Here is a 13,593-nt window from a genome sequence, read left to right on the forward strand (position 1 = left end):
AGGTCATGCGCCGTTTGATCGGCGTCAATGCGGCGAGACTCGCTTCACGTCTGCTTCAATGATTTCAATTTGCATCAGATGCCGTCATGACGCCATCGAGCACCTCGCGCAGGCGCGTCGCGTCCAAGCCATTCTCCCACCTCGCGATGACGATGGTGGCGACCGCGTTACCTATCAGGTTCGTCGGCGTCAGCCCCTGCGACATCAGCCGGTGAATGCCGAGCACCAAGGCGACACTGGCGACCGGAATCGTTCCGGTCGCGGCCAGCGTTGCGGCCAGCACGACGAAAGCGGCGCCGGCGATGCCGGCTGCGCCCTTCGATGTCACCAGCAGGATCAGCAGCAGCCCGATCTGGTGACTGACGTCGAGATGCGTGTTGGTCGCCTGCGCCAGGAACACCGCGGCGGTGGCGAGGTAGAGGCAGGTGCCGTCGAGATTGAACGAATAGCCGGTGGGGATGACGAGACCGACGATGCTGCGTTCGCAGCCGGCGGCTTCGAGCTTCGCCAGCATGCGCGGCAGCACGGTCTCCGATGACGTGGTGGCGATGCAGACCAGCACCTCGTCCCTGAGGTAGCGGATCAGCTTCCACAGGCTGAAGCCGGTGAAGGCGGCGATCGGTCCGAGCACGGCGGCGATGAAGATCAGGCAGGTCAGGTAGAAGCTGCCGAGCAGCAGGCCGAGCTTGGCGAGCGAGCCGATGCCGAACTTGCCGACGGTGAAGGCGATTGCCCCGAAGGCGCCGAGCGGCGCTGCCCACATCACGATCCGGACGACGCCGAAGATCATCTGCCCGGCGACCTCGATCACGTCCGTCACCGGCTTGGCGCGATCGCCGAGCCAGATCAGCGCAAAGCCTGACATCACCGAGATGAACAGCACCTGCAGGATATTGCCCTCGGCAAAGGCGCCAACGAAGGTCTGCGGGATGATGTTGAGCAGGAACGGCACGAAGCCGACCGCAGCGGTCTGCTTGACATAGGGCTCGACCGTTGCGGAGTTGATCGTTGCCGGGTCGACGTTCATGCCGACGCCGGGTTGAAACAGGTTCACCGCGGTCAAGCCGATGATCAGCGCCAGCGTCGTGATGGCCTCGAAATAGATCAGCGCCTTGATCGCGACGCGGCCGACCTTGGCCATGTCGGCCATGTGGGCGATGCCGTTGACCACCGTGCAGAAGATGATCGGCGCGATCAGCATCCGGATCGCCTTGATGAAGGCGTCGCCGAGCGGCTGCATCTGGGCGCCGAGATCCGGCTTGATGGCACCGAGCAGGATGCCCGCTACCATCGCGATCATGACCTGGACCCAAAGCTCCTTCCACCAGCCTCGGCGGGCGCCTGGCTTGCTGTCGGCGGTGAGGGTCGTGGCGGTCATGATCGGTCCTGTCGCTGAAAGGTTCGAAGTCGCAGCTGGCGGTGACTCAGCTCTTGGGCTCGAACTTGAACAGCCGTTCGGGATTGCTGACAAGCAGCTTTCGCTGCATGGCCGGATCCGGGGCGTAGAGTGGGATCAGATCGACCAGATCGCCGTCATTGGGCATGATCTTGACGTTCGGATGCGGCCAGTCGGTGCCCCAGATGACGCGATCCGGCGCGTTGTCGATCAGCTTGCGGGCGAACGGGACCGCGTCGTGGAATGGGGGGCCGGAGGCCGAAGCGCGCTCGGGACCGGTGATCTTGATCCAGCACTTGTCGTCGCTCGCCTGCAGGTCGAGCAGCGCCTTGAACCCGGCATCGTCGATCCCCTTGGCGGCGCTGATCGTGCCCATGTGGTCGATCACATAGGTGACCGGCAGCGCCTTCAGGATCGGCACGAATTCCTGGATCGTTCCGGCCTCGAGATAGATGTCGACGTGCCAGCCGATCGCCGCGACGCGGTCCACCAGGCTGCGGAAGACGTTCATGTCGCCGACGCCGCCGAGGCGGCGGAGGAAGGCGAACCGGCAGGCGCAGATGCCGGCCTTGCCGAGCGCCGCGAGGTCGGCATCGGACATCGCCGCATTGATGTTGGCGACGCCCTTGTAGTTGCCGTTGCTCTGCGCGATCGCATCGGTCACGACCCGATTGTCGGTGCCGTGGACGGTGGCGTTGACGATGACGGCGCGCTCGACGCCGATCTTGGCGTGCAGCGCCCGGAACATCTCCAGCGATGCGTCGGGCGGCGTGTAGGGGCGGGTGGGCGAGAACGGATAGGTCGCGGCCGGTCCGAAGATATGGGTGTGGGTATCGACGCTGCCCGGTGGCGCCCTGAAGCTTGGGGTCTTCGGTGCCGGATCCGGTCCGGCGATGTTGGGGATCTTGGCCTCTTCGGCGGAGAGTTGCGCAGGGACCGCGCCGAGCACGCTCGCCGCTCCCAGTCCGGCCATGGTGGCCAGCAGGTCTCGTCTCAACATCAGAGCGTCCTCCTCGGGATGGCCGCGGTCACGGCAGGCGTCGCCTGCCAGGAGCCGGCATCGTTCGTGTTTGCTATCGTCACGCCACAATGGCGAGGTCAGGCGACCTCTCAACGTGGCGTCGTGATCATGAGTGCTCCGGATCCGGAGCCGGCGGATCGCTGTGATCCCGGTCGTTCCCGATCGAGGATCTTGCAGCCTCTGCGGCACGACAAGAAGCATTGGGTGAACGGACAGTTCGCTTGCTTGGACAATGCTCCGCAGTCCAACTGCCAACGTTGCCGAGACCCTCCGTTCGAGCTGCGTTGCAGCGCGGCTGGGCGAGGTCGGCTGCTCTTCAACCAGTCTGCGAGAAGGCCGCGTGAGCGCGCAGATCCGCGGAATTGTTCGTGCGACGGAAAGGTGAGTTGCATCAACGCCATGGCGTGCGTTTTGGTCATGCGCCGGCAGCTTCAAGCGCCGTTGTGAAGACCGCATGCGCAATGCTATGCGACAACAAAGAGAGCGTGCGGCCGCCGAGACGCTGCGCGCTGTCAGCGCACAGCAACATCGGGCAAAGGAAACACCATGGTCGACGCGCTCATCATCGATGCCTGCAGGACGCCGCGCGGTATCGGCAAGGCCGGCAAGGGCGCGCTCGCCGGGCTGCATCCGCAGCATCTCGGCGCCACCGTGCTGCGTGCGCTGGCCGAGCGCACCGGCATCGACACCGGCGATGTCGACGACATCATCTGGGGCTGCTCGTCGCAGCGCGGCCCGCAGAGCGGCGACCTCGGCCGCATGTCGGCGCTCGATGCCGGCTACGACATCCGCGCCTCCGGCGTCACGCTCGACCGCTTCTGCGGCTCCGGCATCACCAGCGTCAACATCGCCGCCGCCTCGATCATGGCAGGGCAGGAGGATCTCGTCGTCGCCGGCGGCTGCGAGATGATGTCGATGGAGGGCCGGCGCGGCGAGGGGCCGCTGATGATGGATGCCGGCAATCTGCATCTGCGCGCGCTGCACCCGCAGTCGCACCAGGGCGTCTGTGCCGACGCCATCGCCACCATGGAAGGCATCACCCGCGCCGATGTCGACGCGCTCGGGCTGGAGAGCCAGAAGCGCGCGGCGGCGGCGATCGCTGCCGGCCACTTCAAGAAGAGCCTGGTGCTGGTACGTCGCGAGGACGGCAGCCTCGCGCTCGACCACGAAGAATATCCCAGGCCGCAGACCACGGCGGAGGCGCTCGCCGGGCTGAAGCCGGCGTTTCCGGCGATCGCCGACTACGCGCTTGACGAGAAGGGCACGACCTATCGCAACCTGATCCTGCAGCGCTATCCCGACCTCGAGATCGACTTCGTCCATCACGCCGGCAACTCCTCGGGCGTGGTCGACGGTGCGGCAGCGATCCTGCTGGCGTCGCCGTCTTATGCCAAGGCTCATGGTCTGAAGCCGCGGGCACGCGTCGTGGCGATGGCCAACATGGGCGACGACCCGACCCTGATGCTGAACGCCCCGGTGCCGGCGACGCGCAAGGTGCTGGCCAAGGCCGGGCTCAAGCTTGATGACATCGACCTGTTCGAGATCAACGAGGCGTTCGCCGTCGTCGCCGAGAAGTACATCCGCGACCTCAAGCTCGATCGCGCCAAGGTCAATGTGAACGGCGGCTCGATCGCGCTCGGACATCCGATCGGCGCCACCGGCTCCATCCTGATCGGGACGCTGCTCGACGAACTCGAGCGGCGCGATCTCAAGCGCGGCCTGGTCACGATGTGCGCGGCCGGTGGCATGGCACCCGCGATCATCATCGAGCGGGTCTGAACGGTCGATCTCCTCGATTTGAGTTGCACGCGCCCGTTGCGGAGTCTCCCGTGGCGGGCGCCGTCGTTTTAAACTTGGGCTGCTTGTGACCTCAGCGGTGCCGCGCGGAGGCGTAGGATCGCGCGGGCCGCGGCGGTTCCACTTTCCGGACCGGTCAACCACGTTTCGACTGGACAGGAATTCGCGCTTGTTCCGCTAGTTGCGACGGGTTATTGCCACGGCGAGGCCTCATCGTAGAAGAAATGGCTCTCCGTGCTGTCGACGCTGTCGCATATCATCGATCGCAAGGCTTCGAACCGGGTGGTCACGCGGCTGCGGGCCCTGCTGCGCAGCAACGAGTTCTACCTGATACCGCTGGCGCTGGTGATCGGCGTCGCGACGGGTGCGATCGTGACGGTGATGAGCCTGATCGCGCAGGTCGCGCATGTGGTCATCTATGGCATTCCGATCGATGTCCGGCTCAGCGCTCATACCTGGGTCAACCCGGCGGTCGCGCTGATCGCACCCGCCTGCGGCGGCCTCGCGCTCGGGATCATGGAATGGCTGCGGCGGCGCTGGAAGATCGCGGCCGCGGTCGACCCCGTCGAGGCCAATGCGCTGCGCGGCGGACGGCTGTCGATGCGGGACAGCATCGTGGTGAGCGGCCAGACCCTGGTTTCCAACGGCTCCGGCGCGTCGGTCGGGCTTGAGGCCGGCTACACCCAGATCGGCGCCGGCGTCGCCTCGCTTCTCGGGCAGTATCTCACACTCCGCCGCAACGATCTGCGCCTCATCCTCGGCTGCGGTGCGGCGGCAGCCATTGCGGCCGCCTTCGGCGCGCCGATCACCGGCGCGTTCTATGCCTGTGAGCTGATCGTCGGCGTCTACTCCGTGGGCAGCGCGGCGCCGATTCTGGCGGCGTCGCTGGCAGGTGCGCTGACCTCGCAATATCTCGCCGGCGCGCCGTATTCGCTGGAGATCGCCAAGGTCGGCGCGGTCGGCTTCGAGCAATACATCGCGCTGTTCGTGCTGGCGCTCCTCGTCGCCGGCATCGGCATCGTGGTGATGCGCGCCTCGCCGGCGGTCGAGCGGCTGTTCGTCCGCATCCCGGTCTGGCTGCGCCCGGTGATCGGCGGGGTCTGTGTCGGCGCCATGGCGATCGTGACGCCGCAGGTGCTGGCGGCTGGCCACGGCGCGATGCTGCTCGATCTGCATCGCGAGATGGCGGTCGGCATGATCGCCACCATCATCGTGCTCAAGCTCGCCGCCTGCCTGATCTCGCTGGCCTCGGGCTTCCGCGGCGGTCTGTTCTTCGCCTCGCTGTTCGTCGGCAGCCTGCTCGGCAAGCTGTTTGCGGGACTGCTCGCGCTGGCCGGCCTCGGGCTCGCGATCGACCCGCTGGTGGCGATGCTCACCGGCATGGCGACGCTCGGTGTCGCCATCGTCGGCGGGCCGCTGACGATGTCGTTCCTGGTGCTGGAAATGACCCGCAGCGTCGACGTCACGGCCGTCGTGCTGGGCGCCTGCATCGTGACGTCGGTGTGCGTCCGCGTCCTGTTCGGCCACTCGTTCTCGACCTGGCGACTGCATCTGCGCGGCGAGACCATCCGCAGCGCCAATGACGTCGGTTGGCTGCGCAACCTCACGGTCGAGCGGCTGATGCGCTCCGACGTCGCCAAGGTGCCGACCACGACCAGCATCGCGGCCTGTCGGCGCGAGTTCGCGCTGGGCACGCGCCAGGCGGTGGTGGTGGTGAACAACAGCGACGATTATTGCGGGCTGGTCTCCTTGCCCGATTTGTTCTCGGGCGAACTGGACTCCATTGCCGACGAGATCCAGGTGGTCGAGCTCGCTAAATATTTCGACGTCGCGCTGTTGCCCGAAATGAACGTCAAGACGGCGATGAAGATCTTCGACGATTCCGGCGCGGAAGAGCTGGCGGTGCTGGAATCGGAGAACAGCCGCAAGGTGATCGGCTTCCTGACCGAGTCCTTCGCGCGCCGACGTTATGTCGAGGAGATCGACCAGGCGACGCGCGGTGTGCTCGGGGCGCTGTCGTGATCGCGTCCCATCGCGGCGACACGTGATCGCCGGTCCTCGATCGGGGTAGACTGCCGGCCGTTCGAGACGCGCGAGGACTGCATGACGAGACTGATGAGCACGGCTGTCGTGGCGACCTTGAGCGCGTTGGCGGCGACCGCCGCCGCAGCCGAACCTGCTGTGCTGAAAGGCAAGGACGCGTTCGGCAGCTGGCAGGGTGATGCACCGGGCACGATCAGGCTGATCCGCCCTGAAGACCTGCCCAAGCCGGGGGCGACGGCGTCCGCCGCGAACGTGTCCCGCGTGGTGCAACGACCGGCCTCCGCCGTGCCGAAGGTCGTCGACGGTTTCAAGGTCGCGCTGTTCGCCGAGGGGCTGAACGGGCCGCGCATCCTCCGCACCGCGCCGAATGGCGACATCTTCGTCGCCGAGACCCGGGCCGGGCGCGTCCGCGTGCTGCGCCCGAGCGAGGACGGCAGCAAGGTCGCCTCCAGCGAGATCTTTGCCGACCGTCTCGGCCATCCCTTCGGCATCGCGTTCTATCCGAGCCGCGATCCGCAATGGGTCTATGTCGCAAGCACCGAGCGCGTCATGCGCTTTCCCTATCGGGCTGGCGACATGAAGGCGTCGGCCGCGGCCCAGACGATCGCCGATCTGCCGGCCGGCTACGGCCATTCGACGCGCGATATCGTCTTCACCAGGGACGACAAGCGCATGCTGGTGTCGGTCGGCTCCGCCGGCAATGTCGGCGAAGCGCTGGGAGAGCCAGCCGGCGGAATCAGTGCCTGGATCAAGGCGCATCCGCTCGGCGCGGGCTGGGGCGGAGAGACCGACCGTGCCGGCGTGCTGGCATTCGATCCCGACGGCCAGAACCGCAGCCTGTTCGCCACCGGCATCCGCAACTGCGTCGGCCTCGCCATCCAGCCGGCAACCGGAGCGCCGTGGTGCTCGACCAACGAGCGCGACGGGCTCGGCGACGATCTGGTGCCGGATTATGTCACGCGGGTGAAGGAGGGCGGCTTCTATGGCTGGCCCTGGTACTACATCGGCGACAACCCCGACCCGCGCCATGCCGGCGAGCGCCCCGACCTGAAGGGCAGGATCACCGTGCCCGACGTGCTGCTGCAGCCGCATTCGGCCTCGCTCGGTCTGACGTTCTACGACGGAAATCTGTTTCCGCCGGAGTATCGCGGCGATGCCTTCGCCGCCGAGCACGGCTCGTGGAACCGGTCGAAGCGCACCGGCTACAAGGTGATCCGGATCAGGCTCAAGGACGGCGCGCCCACCGGCGAATACGAGGATTTCGTCACCGGATTCGTCGTCAACGATCGCGAGGTCTGGGGGCGGCCGGTCGGCGTCACCGTGGCGCGCGACGGCAGCCTGCTCATCTCCGAAGACGGCAACGGCACGATCTGGCGCGTCAGCCGCTGATGGACCAGCTGATGCGGCATTGAGAAGCACGAGCGGGCCGTCCTCACTTCTTCGGTGCGCGGCAGTTGAACGCACGGCGGAAGCCGGCGGCGCGTGCGTCGTCCTCCGAGCAGAACCAGCGGTCGGGCTCGGTGGTCGCGGGATAGCTCGGGCAGCCCTGCAGATGGTAGATGCCGATGTTGCCGGTCACGCGGGCGCGCACCGCGAACTTGCCCTTGATGCTGCAGCCCGGCGGCGCGCTCGGCGCGTCCGGGAACAGCACCGCACGGATCTCGCGGTCGCGGTCGGCGCGGCAGGCGGCGCCGAGCAGGGCGCCGTCCTTCTTGTCGGCGCGGAACTCCGAGGGCGCGACGAAGCATCCCTTCCACAGCCCGCGCACCGCCTCCTTGGCCGCGGCGACATCGTCCTTGGCGCGATACTTGATCGCCGGATCCGCGCTCATGGCGTAGCCCGCGCGCGCGACCTGTTGGTTGAGGCTGACCTTGTCGCCGTCGATGGTGCAGAGGCCGATCCTGCGGGTCTTGAGCGGCTTGTCGGGACCGAGATCGTCGCAGCGCACCGAGCGCCCGCCGATCAGCTTGCCGAGCTGCTCGCGCGCCTCGACGCCGCAGCTCCAGGAATCGGCGTGATCGTCGATGCAGAGCTGGTCGACCTCCGGCGCATCGATGCCGTCGAGCCGGAACACAGTGTCGCCGAGCTGGATCGTGTCGCCGCTGCGCACCGTGGCGCTCGCCGCCAGCGATGCGCCGGTCATGCCGGCTCCCAGCACAATGGCCCCACACAACGACAACAGCCGGTCTCGCAGCCGCATGTTTTCTCCCGCAATCAATTGCATCAAATATCCGCGTCCAGTCCTATCACATCGCTCGTGAGTCACGGCAAGTGCGGCTTGGGATCCGGCGTCTCGGCCTCATGGTTCGAGACGCACCGCCATCTGGACCGACTGCTTGGCTCATTTTGGCGTGCGGCGCTTCTCACCATGAGGGTTTGAGATATTGCCGCGCAGCCGGTCCTCGTCCTGAGGAGCCTGCCGGAGGCGGGCGTCTCGAACGACGGCCGCAAGTGCGGATCAGCTCGCCCGCCTTGCGAACGGGACAGACCGCCACCTTGCGCCGGGGCAGGCTGCTACCCATCTGAGCGGCCGAAGGAAATCTTGCCATGTTGGACTTTACCTCCGATCTCGCCGGCGACGCGCTGTCGCCGGCGCAAGCGTCGTCTGCTGCCCCGGCCGATGACCGGGCGCTGCTCGACGCCTATTCCAATGCCGTCATCGACGTCACCGAGCGCGTCGGCCCTGCGGTCGTGCGTGTCGAGACTGGCCCCAAAGCCGGCTCCCGCGCCGAGCGCGGCGGCCTCGGCTCGGGCATCGTGATCTCGCCCGACGGGCTGGTGCTGACCAACAGCCATGTGGTCGGCTCGTCGAAGGCCATCCGGCTGCGCGACGTCGAGGGCGTCGTCACCGATGCGCAGGTGCTGGGCGTCGATCCCGACACCGATCTCGCTTTGCTGCGCGCCAATCACGCGCGCGACCTGCGCTACGCCGCGCTCGGCAACTCCAAGAGCCTGCGGCGCGGCCAGCTCGTGGTCGCGATCGGCAACCCGCTCGGCTTCGAATCGACCGTGACGGCCGGCGTGGTGTCGGCGCTGGGGCGCTCGATTCGCTCGGTCTCGGGCCGGATGATCGAGGACGTCATCCAGACCGATGCGGCGCTCAACCCCGGCAATTCCGGCGGGGCGCTGGTGTCCTCGGCCGCGGAGGTGATCGGCATCAACACCGCCATCATCCAGGGGGCGCAAGGCATCTGCTTTGCGGTCGCGAGCAACACCGCGCAGTTCGTGCTGTCGGAAATCATCCGCCACGGCTATGTCCGCCGCGCCTATATCGGCGTCTCCGGGCAGACCGCGCCGGTGCCGCGGCGTCACGCGCTGCTCGCCGGCGTCGAGAACAAGATGGGCGCGCTCTTGATGCAGATCGAGCCGGATGGCCCGGCGGCGCGTGCCGGCCTGCTGCCGGGCGATGTCGTGATCAGCCTCGACGGCGCCGACATCAACGGCGTCGACGACCTGATCCGCGTGCTCGACCGCGATCGCATCGGCCGCACCGTCGCGATGGATGTGCTGCGGCTGGGAAGGCTGCGCGGCATCGACATCCACCCGGTGGAGCGCAAGCCGGCGAGGCAGGCGTCCTAGTTTGCGTGAGAGCAGAGCTGTCTCGACAGCCACCGCTGTCGTCCCGGCGAACGCCGGGACCCATACCCCCGGGGAGCGGTTTGAGGCAGGCTGGTCATTGGCATTGTGCTCATCACGACTGCTGCGGCGTATGGGTCCCGGATCGGCGCCATGCCGCGCTGGCGCGCGTCATGGCTTGTCCGGGACGACAGCGGAGGGTGAGGCGACTGCATGCGAGCAAAGGACGGCGGTGGAGTTTGTAGTCCGTAGTCTGTAGGTGGGCAAAGCGGACGCCCGCAGGGCGGTCGCGTGCCCACTGTGCATCAGCGTGCTCGACAGCTATGGTGGGCACGGCGTGGGAAGGAGCTTCGCTGGCAACGCAGGTCCAGGGCGCGCCTTTGCCCACCCTACGGCAGCGTCGCTTGTGGTCGGTTTCACAGTCTCAAACAGCACGGACATGACATCGCAATCTCGCGGCGCGTCGCGCCCGAGGCATGCATTGAAACTGTCCCTCGCAAATCATGCAGAGGGCGCAGGGAATGCCGGGTGAAGGCCTCACCCATGGCCCGCCTGCGAAAAAAATGCAGGCGGCAGGTACCACAGGCAAAGCCGAACACTCCGGCATTCCCTGCGCGACGGTCTTCACGCTTATACGCAGTCTCCCTGGTGCGCCGGGCTTGTTGGCCACCATGCCGCGACAATGCTTGCGCATTGCGCGGGTGACACCAGCGTCGGGGTGTCAGGACGCTGCGACTTCACGTCCGCAAGCCATCGTTCGTCCGCGCCCTCGAAAGAGGACGCTGCGATCTCTCGCGGCCATCGCTTCCCCGCCTCGCGTGTCGTGACGATCGCGCGCTACGCCCCTCTGCGATGAGGCGGGATGCGCATAGACAATCATGATTTCCGAAAAATAGCAAGAAGATTATTTTTATCGGAAGGTGATGTGACGTTCTCCCGCCGTCGTCCCGGGCTTGACCCGACATTTGTCGGTTTGGCGCGATCGGTGGCATGCTGCGCACAGGCGGGACGAGGTGAAGCTCAATCTCCTTCCTTGGCGCAAGGCGATGCAGCATGGCGATCATTGCATGCAATGATCGCTCATGAAATGGGCTGAGTTCGCGCCGAACGAGCCTGCCCAGCAACCGGGCAATGTCGGCCATCTTCTCAACCCCTTGAATTAGTTCGTGCTTCGCCAGGGCCGTCGCGCCTCGCCGCATTGTACACAATGGCACACCGCTTGCTTCATCAGTTGCGAGACATTCTCGCGGGGAGGCAGGCGGCTGACATGGCGAACTCATCTGCAGCGGCAACCGCGACGATCATCGCCGAGCCGGAGCCGATCACGCTCGATCTGTCCAAGACCGCGCTGGTCATCATCGACATGCAGCGCGACTTCATGGAGCCGGGCGGGTTCGGCGAGACACTGGGCAATGACGTGTCGCAGCTTGCCCGCGCGGTCGAGCCGATCGCGAATGTGCTGGCGGCGGCACGCGAGGCCGGCATGCTGGTCATTCACACCCGTGAGGGCCACGAGCCGGATTTGTCGGATGCGCCGCCGGCCAAGGTCGAGCGCGGCGCGCCGTCGCTTCGCATCGGCGATCCCGGTCCGATGGGGCGCATCCTCATCCGCGGCGAGGCCGGGCACGACATCATTCCCGCGCTCTATCCCGTCGATGGCGAGGTCGTGATCGACAAGCCGGGGAAGGGTGCCTTCTACGCGACCGAGTTGGGCGAGGTGCTGAAGCTCCATGGCATCGCCAATCTGCTGGTGTGCGGCGTCACCACCGAGGTCTGCGTCAACACCACCGTACGCGAGGCCAATGACCGCGGCTATCGCTGCGTCGTCATCTCCGATGGCTGCGCGTCCTACTTCCCGGAATTCCACGAGATCGGGCTGAAGATGATCAAGGCCCAGGGCGGCATCTTCGGCTGGGTCGCGGACTCGGCCGCGGTGCTGAAGGCCATGATCTGAGAGACGAGCTGAAAGATCTGAGACGGATGAGTTTGATCATGTAGTCGCTGCAGGCAACAGGGGAGCAAGGCGATGAGCGGAAGCGGGACGGCAAGCTCGACAAGTGCGGATTTCAAACCGGTGCTCTGGACACAAGGGGACTGGAACGCGTTCTTCGGTTTCGGCACCAACATCCTCGTCAACATGCTCGTCCTCACCGGGCTGTTGCGTTTCGTGCTGAAGATGCCGGACAGCCTGGTGTTCGGCCGCATCCTGCCGGCGCTCGGCCTGATGATGTGCCTGTCGACCTTGTACTACGCGTTCCTCGCCTATCGGCTGGCGCAGAAGACCGGACGCAGCGACGTCTGCGCGCTACCCTCGGGCGTCAGCGTCCCGCACATGTTCATCGTGACCTTCGTGATCATGCTGCCGGTCACCTTGAAGACCGGCGATCCCCTGAAGGGCTGGTCGGCCGGCCTCGTCTGGGTGTTCTTCCAGAGCTTCATCCTGATGATCGGCGGTTTCGTCGCGCCCTATATCCGCAAGATCACGCCGAGGGCGGCGCTGCTCGGCACGCTCGCCGGCGTCTCGGTCACCTTCATCTCGATGCGGCCGGCGCTCGAGATGTACATGACGCCGCAGATCGGGCTGGTGTGCTTCGCGATCATCCTGGTCAGCTGGTTCGGCGGCGTGAAATATCCGAAAGGCCTGCCGGCCGGTCTCGTGGCGATCGCGGTCGGCATGGTCATCGCCTGGGGCTCCAACCTGTTCGGCCTCGGCCTCGGCGGGCTCAGCGTGAAGGGCGTCGGCGATGCCTTCGCCAACTTTGGCTTCTCGGTGCCGCTGCCGGCGTTCGGCACGGTGTTCTCCGGCTTCGAATATCTCGGCGTGATCCTGGTGACCGCGATCCCGTTCGGCATCTACGACCTCGTCGAGGCCATGGACAATGTCGAGAGCGCGGAAGCCGCGGGCGACGAGTATCCGACGACGCGCGTGCTGACCGCCGACGGCGTCGTCAGCCTGATCGGCTGCATGATGGGCAATCCCTTCATCAACGCCGTCTACATCGGCCATCCCGGCTGGAAGGCGATGGGCGGCCGCATCGGCTACTCCGCGGCGACCGGGCTGATGGTGATCGTGCTGTCCTGGCTCGGCATCATCTCGGTGCTGCTGGCGCTGGTGCCGGTGGTCGCGATCTCGCCGATCCTGCTCTACATCGGCATGCTGATCGGCGCGCAGGCGTTCCAGACGACGCCGGTCAAGCACGCGCCGGCGATCGTGCTCGCGTTCACGCCGCATCTCGCCGCCTGGGCCAAGCTGCAGATCGACACCATGCTGGCCTCGACGGTGACGGCGGCGCAGGCTGTCGGCGGGCTCGCTGCCGACAAGGTGGACGCGGTGAAGACCGCCGCGATCGCCGCGCTGCCGCAGCAGGGCGTGCTGTATCACGGCCTGGAAGTGATGGGTGGCGGCTCGATCCTCGCCGGCCTCGTGCTGGGCGCCATCGGTGTGTTCGTCATCGAGCGCGACTTCACCAAGGCGGCGGCGTTCGCGCTCGCCGGTGCGGTCATGACCTATTTCGGCTTCATGCATGGTGAGGCTGTCGGCATCGGCGGCGGCTTCGGTGTGACGCCGGCGGTGGCGCTGGCCTATGTCGTGGTCGCGGGCGGGCTGTTCTGGCTGGGACGGCTCGGCATGTCCGAGAGCTACGTGCCGCATGCCGACATGCAAGCGGCGCCGGCGGAGTAGGCCGACTGCGGCACGAAAGCCAAGTTGGTTCAGACGGTCATTCCGGGGCAATCGTCAACTCGACGTCGCGAAGCGGCG

9 protein-coding genes are annotated in these 13,593 nt (G+C 66.5%); 6 read left to right on the forward strand and 3 right to left on the reverse strand.

The features are described from left to right. Nucleotides 1–64: 64 nt before the first annotated feature. On the reverse strand, nucleotides 65–1,378 hold the full coding sequence (gene dctA / locus QW845_RS15710) for a C4-dicarboxylate transporter DctA (protein ID WP_315802463.1): 1,314 nt from the start codon (nucleotides 1,376–1,378) through the stop codon (nucleotides 65–67). A gap of 46 nt (nucleotides 1,379–1,424) precedes the next feature. Continuing rightward, entirely contained in the window at nucleotides 1,425–2,396 is a 972-nt protein-coding gene (locus QW845_RS15715) for an amidohydrolase family protein (protein WP_315802464.1), read from the reverse strand. Between the two features lie 567 nt (nucleotides 2,397–2,963). Between QW845_RS15715 and QW845_RS15720 the strand changes: the two genes are divergently transcribed. The 3 genes from QW845_RS15720 (at nucleotide 2,964) to QW845_RS15730 (ending at nucleotide 7,646) form a co-directional block, all read left to right on the forward strand. Beyond that, on the forward strand, nucleotides 2,964–4,196 hold the full coding sequence (locus QW845_RS15720; RefSeq protein ID WP_315802465.1) for an acetyl-CoA C-acetyltransferase: 1,233 nt from the start codon (nucleotides 2,964–2,966) through the stop codon (nucleotides 4,194–4,196). A 252-nt stretch (nucleotides 4,197–4,448) separates the two neighbouring features. After that, nucleotides 4,449–6,236, forward strand: coding sequence for a chloride channel protein (locus QW845_RS15725; protein WP_315802466.1), 1,788 nt, complete (start codon nucleotides 4,449–4,451; stop codon nucleotides 6,234–6,236). A gap of 81 nt (nucleotides 6,237–6,317) precedes the next feature. Continuing rightward, entirely contained in the window at nucleotides 6,318–7,646 is a 1,329-nt protein-coding gene (locus QW845_RS15730; protein WP_315802467.1) for a sorbosone dehydrogenase family protein, read from the forward strand. A 43-nt stretch (nucleotides 7,647–7,689) separates the two neighbouring features. Here the strand turns inward: QW845_RS15730 and QW845_RS15735 are convergent, their stop codons facing one another. After that, complete coding sequence (locus QW845_RS15735) at nucleotides 7,690–8,457, reverse strand: thermonuclease family protein (protein WP_315802468.1); 768 nt, start codon at nucleotides 8,455–8,457, stop codon at nucleotides 7,690–7,692. Between the two features lie 347 nt (nucleotides 8,458–8,804). Here QW845_RS15735 and QW845_RS15740 point away from each other — a divergent pair, with 347 nt between their 5' ends. The 3 genes from QW845_RS15740 to QW845_RS15750 all read left to right on the forward strand — a co-directional run bounded on the left by QW845_RS15740 (nucleotide 8,805) and on the right by QW845_RS15750 (nucleotide 13,515). Further along, a complete protein-coding gene (locus QW845_RS15740) occupies nucleotides 8,805–9,836 on the forward strand; it encodes a S1C family serine protease (RefSeq protein ID WP_315802469.1) in 1,032 nt (343 codons plus the stop codon). A 1,264-nt stretch (nucleotides 9,837–11,100) separates the two neighbouring features. Beyond that, nucleotides 11,101–11,787 carry an isochorismatase family cysteine hydrolase gene (locus QW845_RS15745; protein WP_315802470.1) on the forward strand — a complete coding sequence of 229 codons (687 nt, stop codon included), beginning with the start codon at nucleotides 11,101–11,103 and terminating at the stop codon, nucleotides 11,785–11,787. Between the two features lie 72 nt (nucleotides 11,788–11,859). Further along, the gene (locus tag QW845_RS15750; RefSeq protein WP_315802471.1) at nucleotides 11,860–13,515 is read left to right on the forward strand and encodes a regulator; all 1,656 of its coding nucleotides are present in this window, start codon (nucleotides 11,860–11,862) and stop codon (nucleotides 13,513–13,515) included. The last annotated feature ends 78 nt before the right edge of the window (nucleotides 13,516–13,593 follow it).

This window comes from Bradyrhizobium sp. SZCCHNS3002 (genome assembly GCF_032377435.1).
In the GTDB taxonomy this organism is placed as follows: domain Bacteria; phylum Pseudomonadota; class Alphaproteobacteria; order Rhizobiales; family Xanthobacteraceae; genus Bradyrhizobium.

Coding starts and splice junctions, on each gene's coding strand:
- QW845_RS15720 (WP_315802465.1), top strand. CDS start 2,964: ATGGTCGACGCGCTCATCATCGATGCCTGCAGGACGCCGCGCGGTATC.
- dctA (WP_315802463.1), bottom strand. CDS start 1,378: ATGACCGCCACGACCCTCACCGCCGACAGCAAGCCAGGCGCCCGCCGA.
- QW845_RS15730 (WP_315802467.1), top strand. CDS start 6,318: ATGACGAGACTGATGAGCACGGCTGTCGTGGCGACCTTGAGCGCGTTG.
- QW845_RS15745 (WP_315802470.1), top strand. CDS start 11,101: ATGGCGAACTCATCTGCAGCGGCAACCGCGACGATCATCGCCGAGCCG.
- QW845_RS15750 (WP_315802471.1), top strand. CDS start 11,860: ATGAGCGGAAGCGGGACGGCAAGCTCGACAAGTGCGGATTTCAAACCG.
- QW845_RS15715 (WP_315802464.1), bottom strand. CDS start 2,396: ATGTTGAGACGAGACCTGCTGGCCACCATGGCCGGACTGGGAGCGGCG.
- QW845_RS15740 (WP_315802469.1), top strand. CDS start 8,805: ATGTTGGACTTTACCTCCGATCTCGCCGGCGACGCGCTGTCGCCGGCG.
- QW845_RS15735 (WP_315802468.1), bottom strand. CDS start 8,457: ATGCGGCTGCGAGACCGGCTGTTGTCGTTGTGTGGGGCCATTGTGCTG.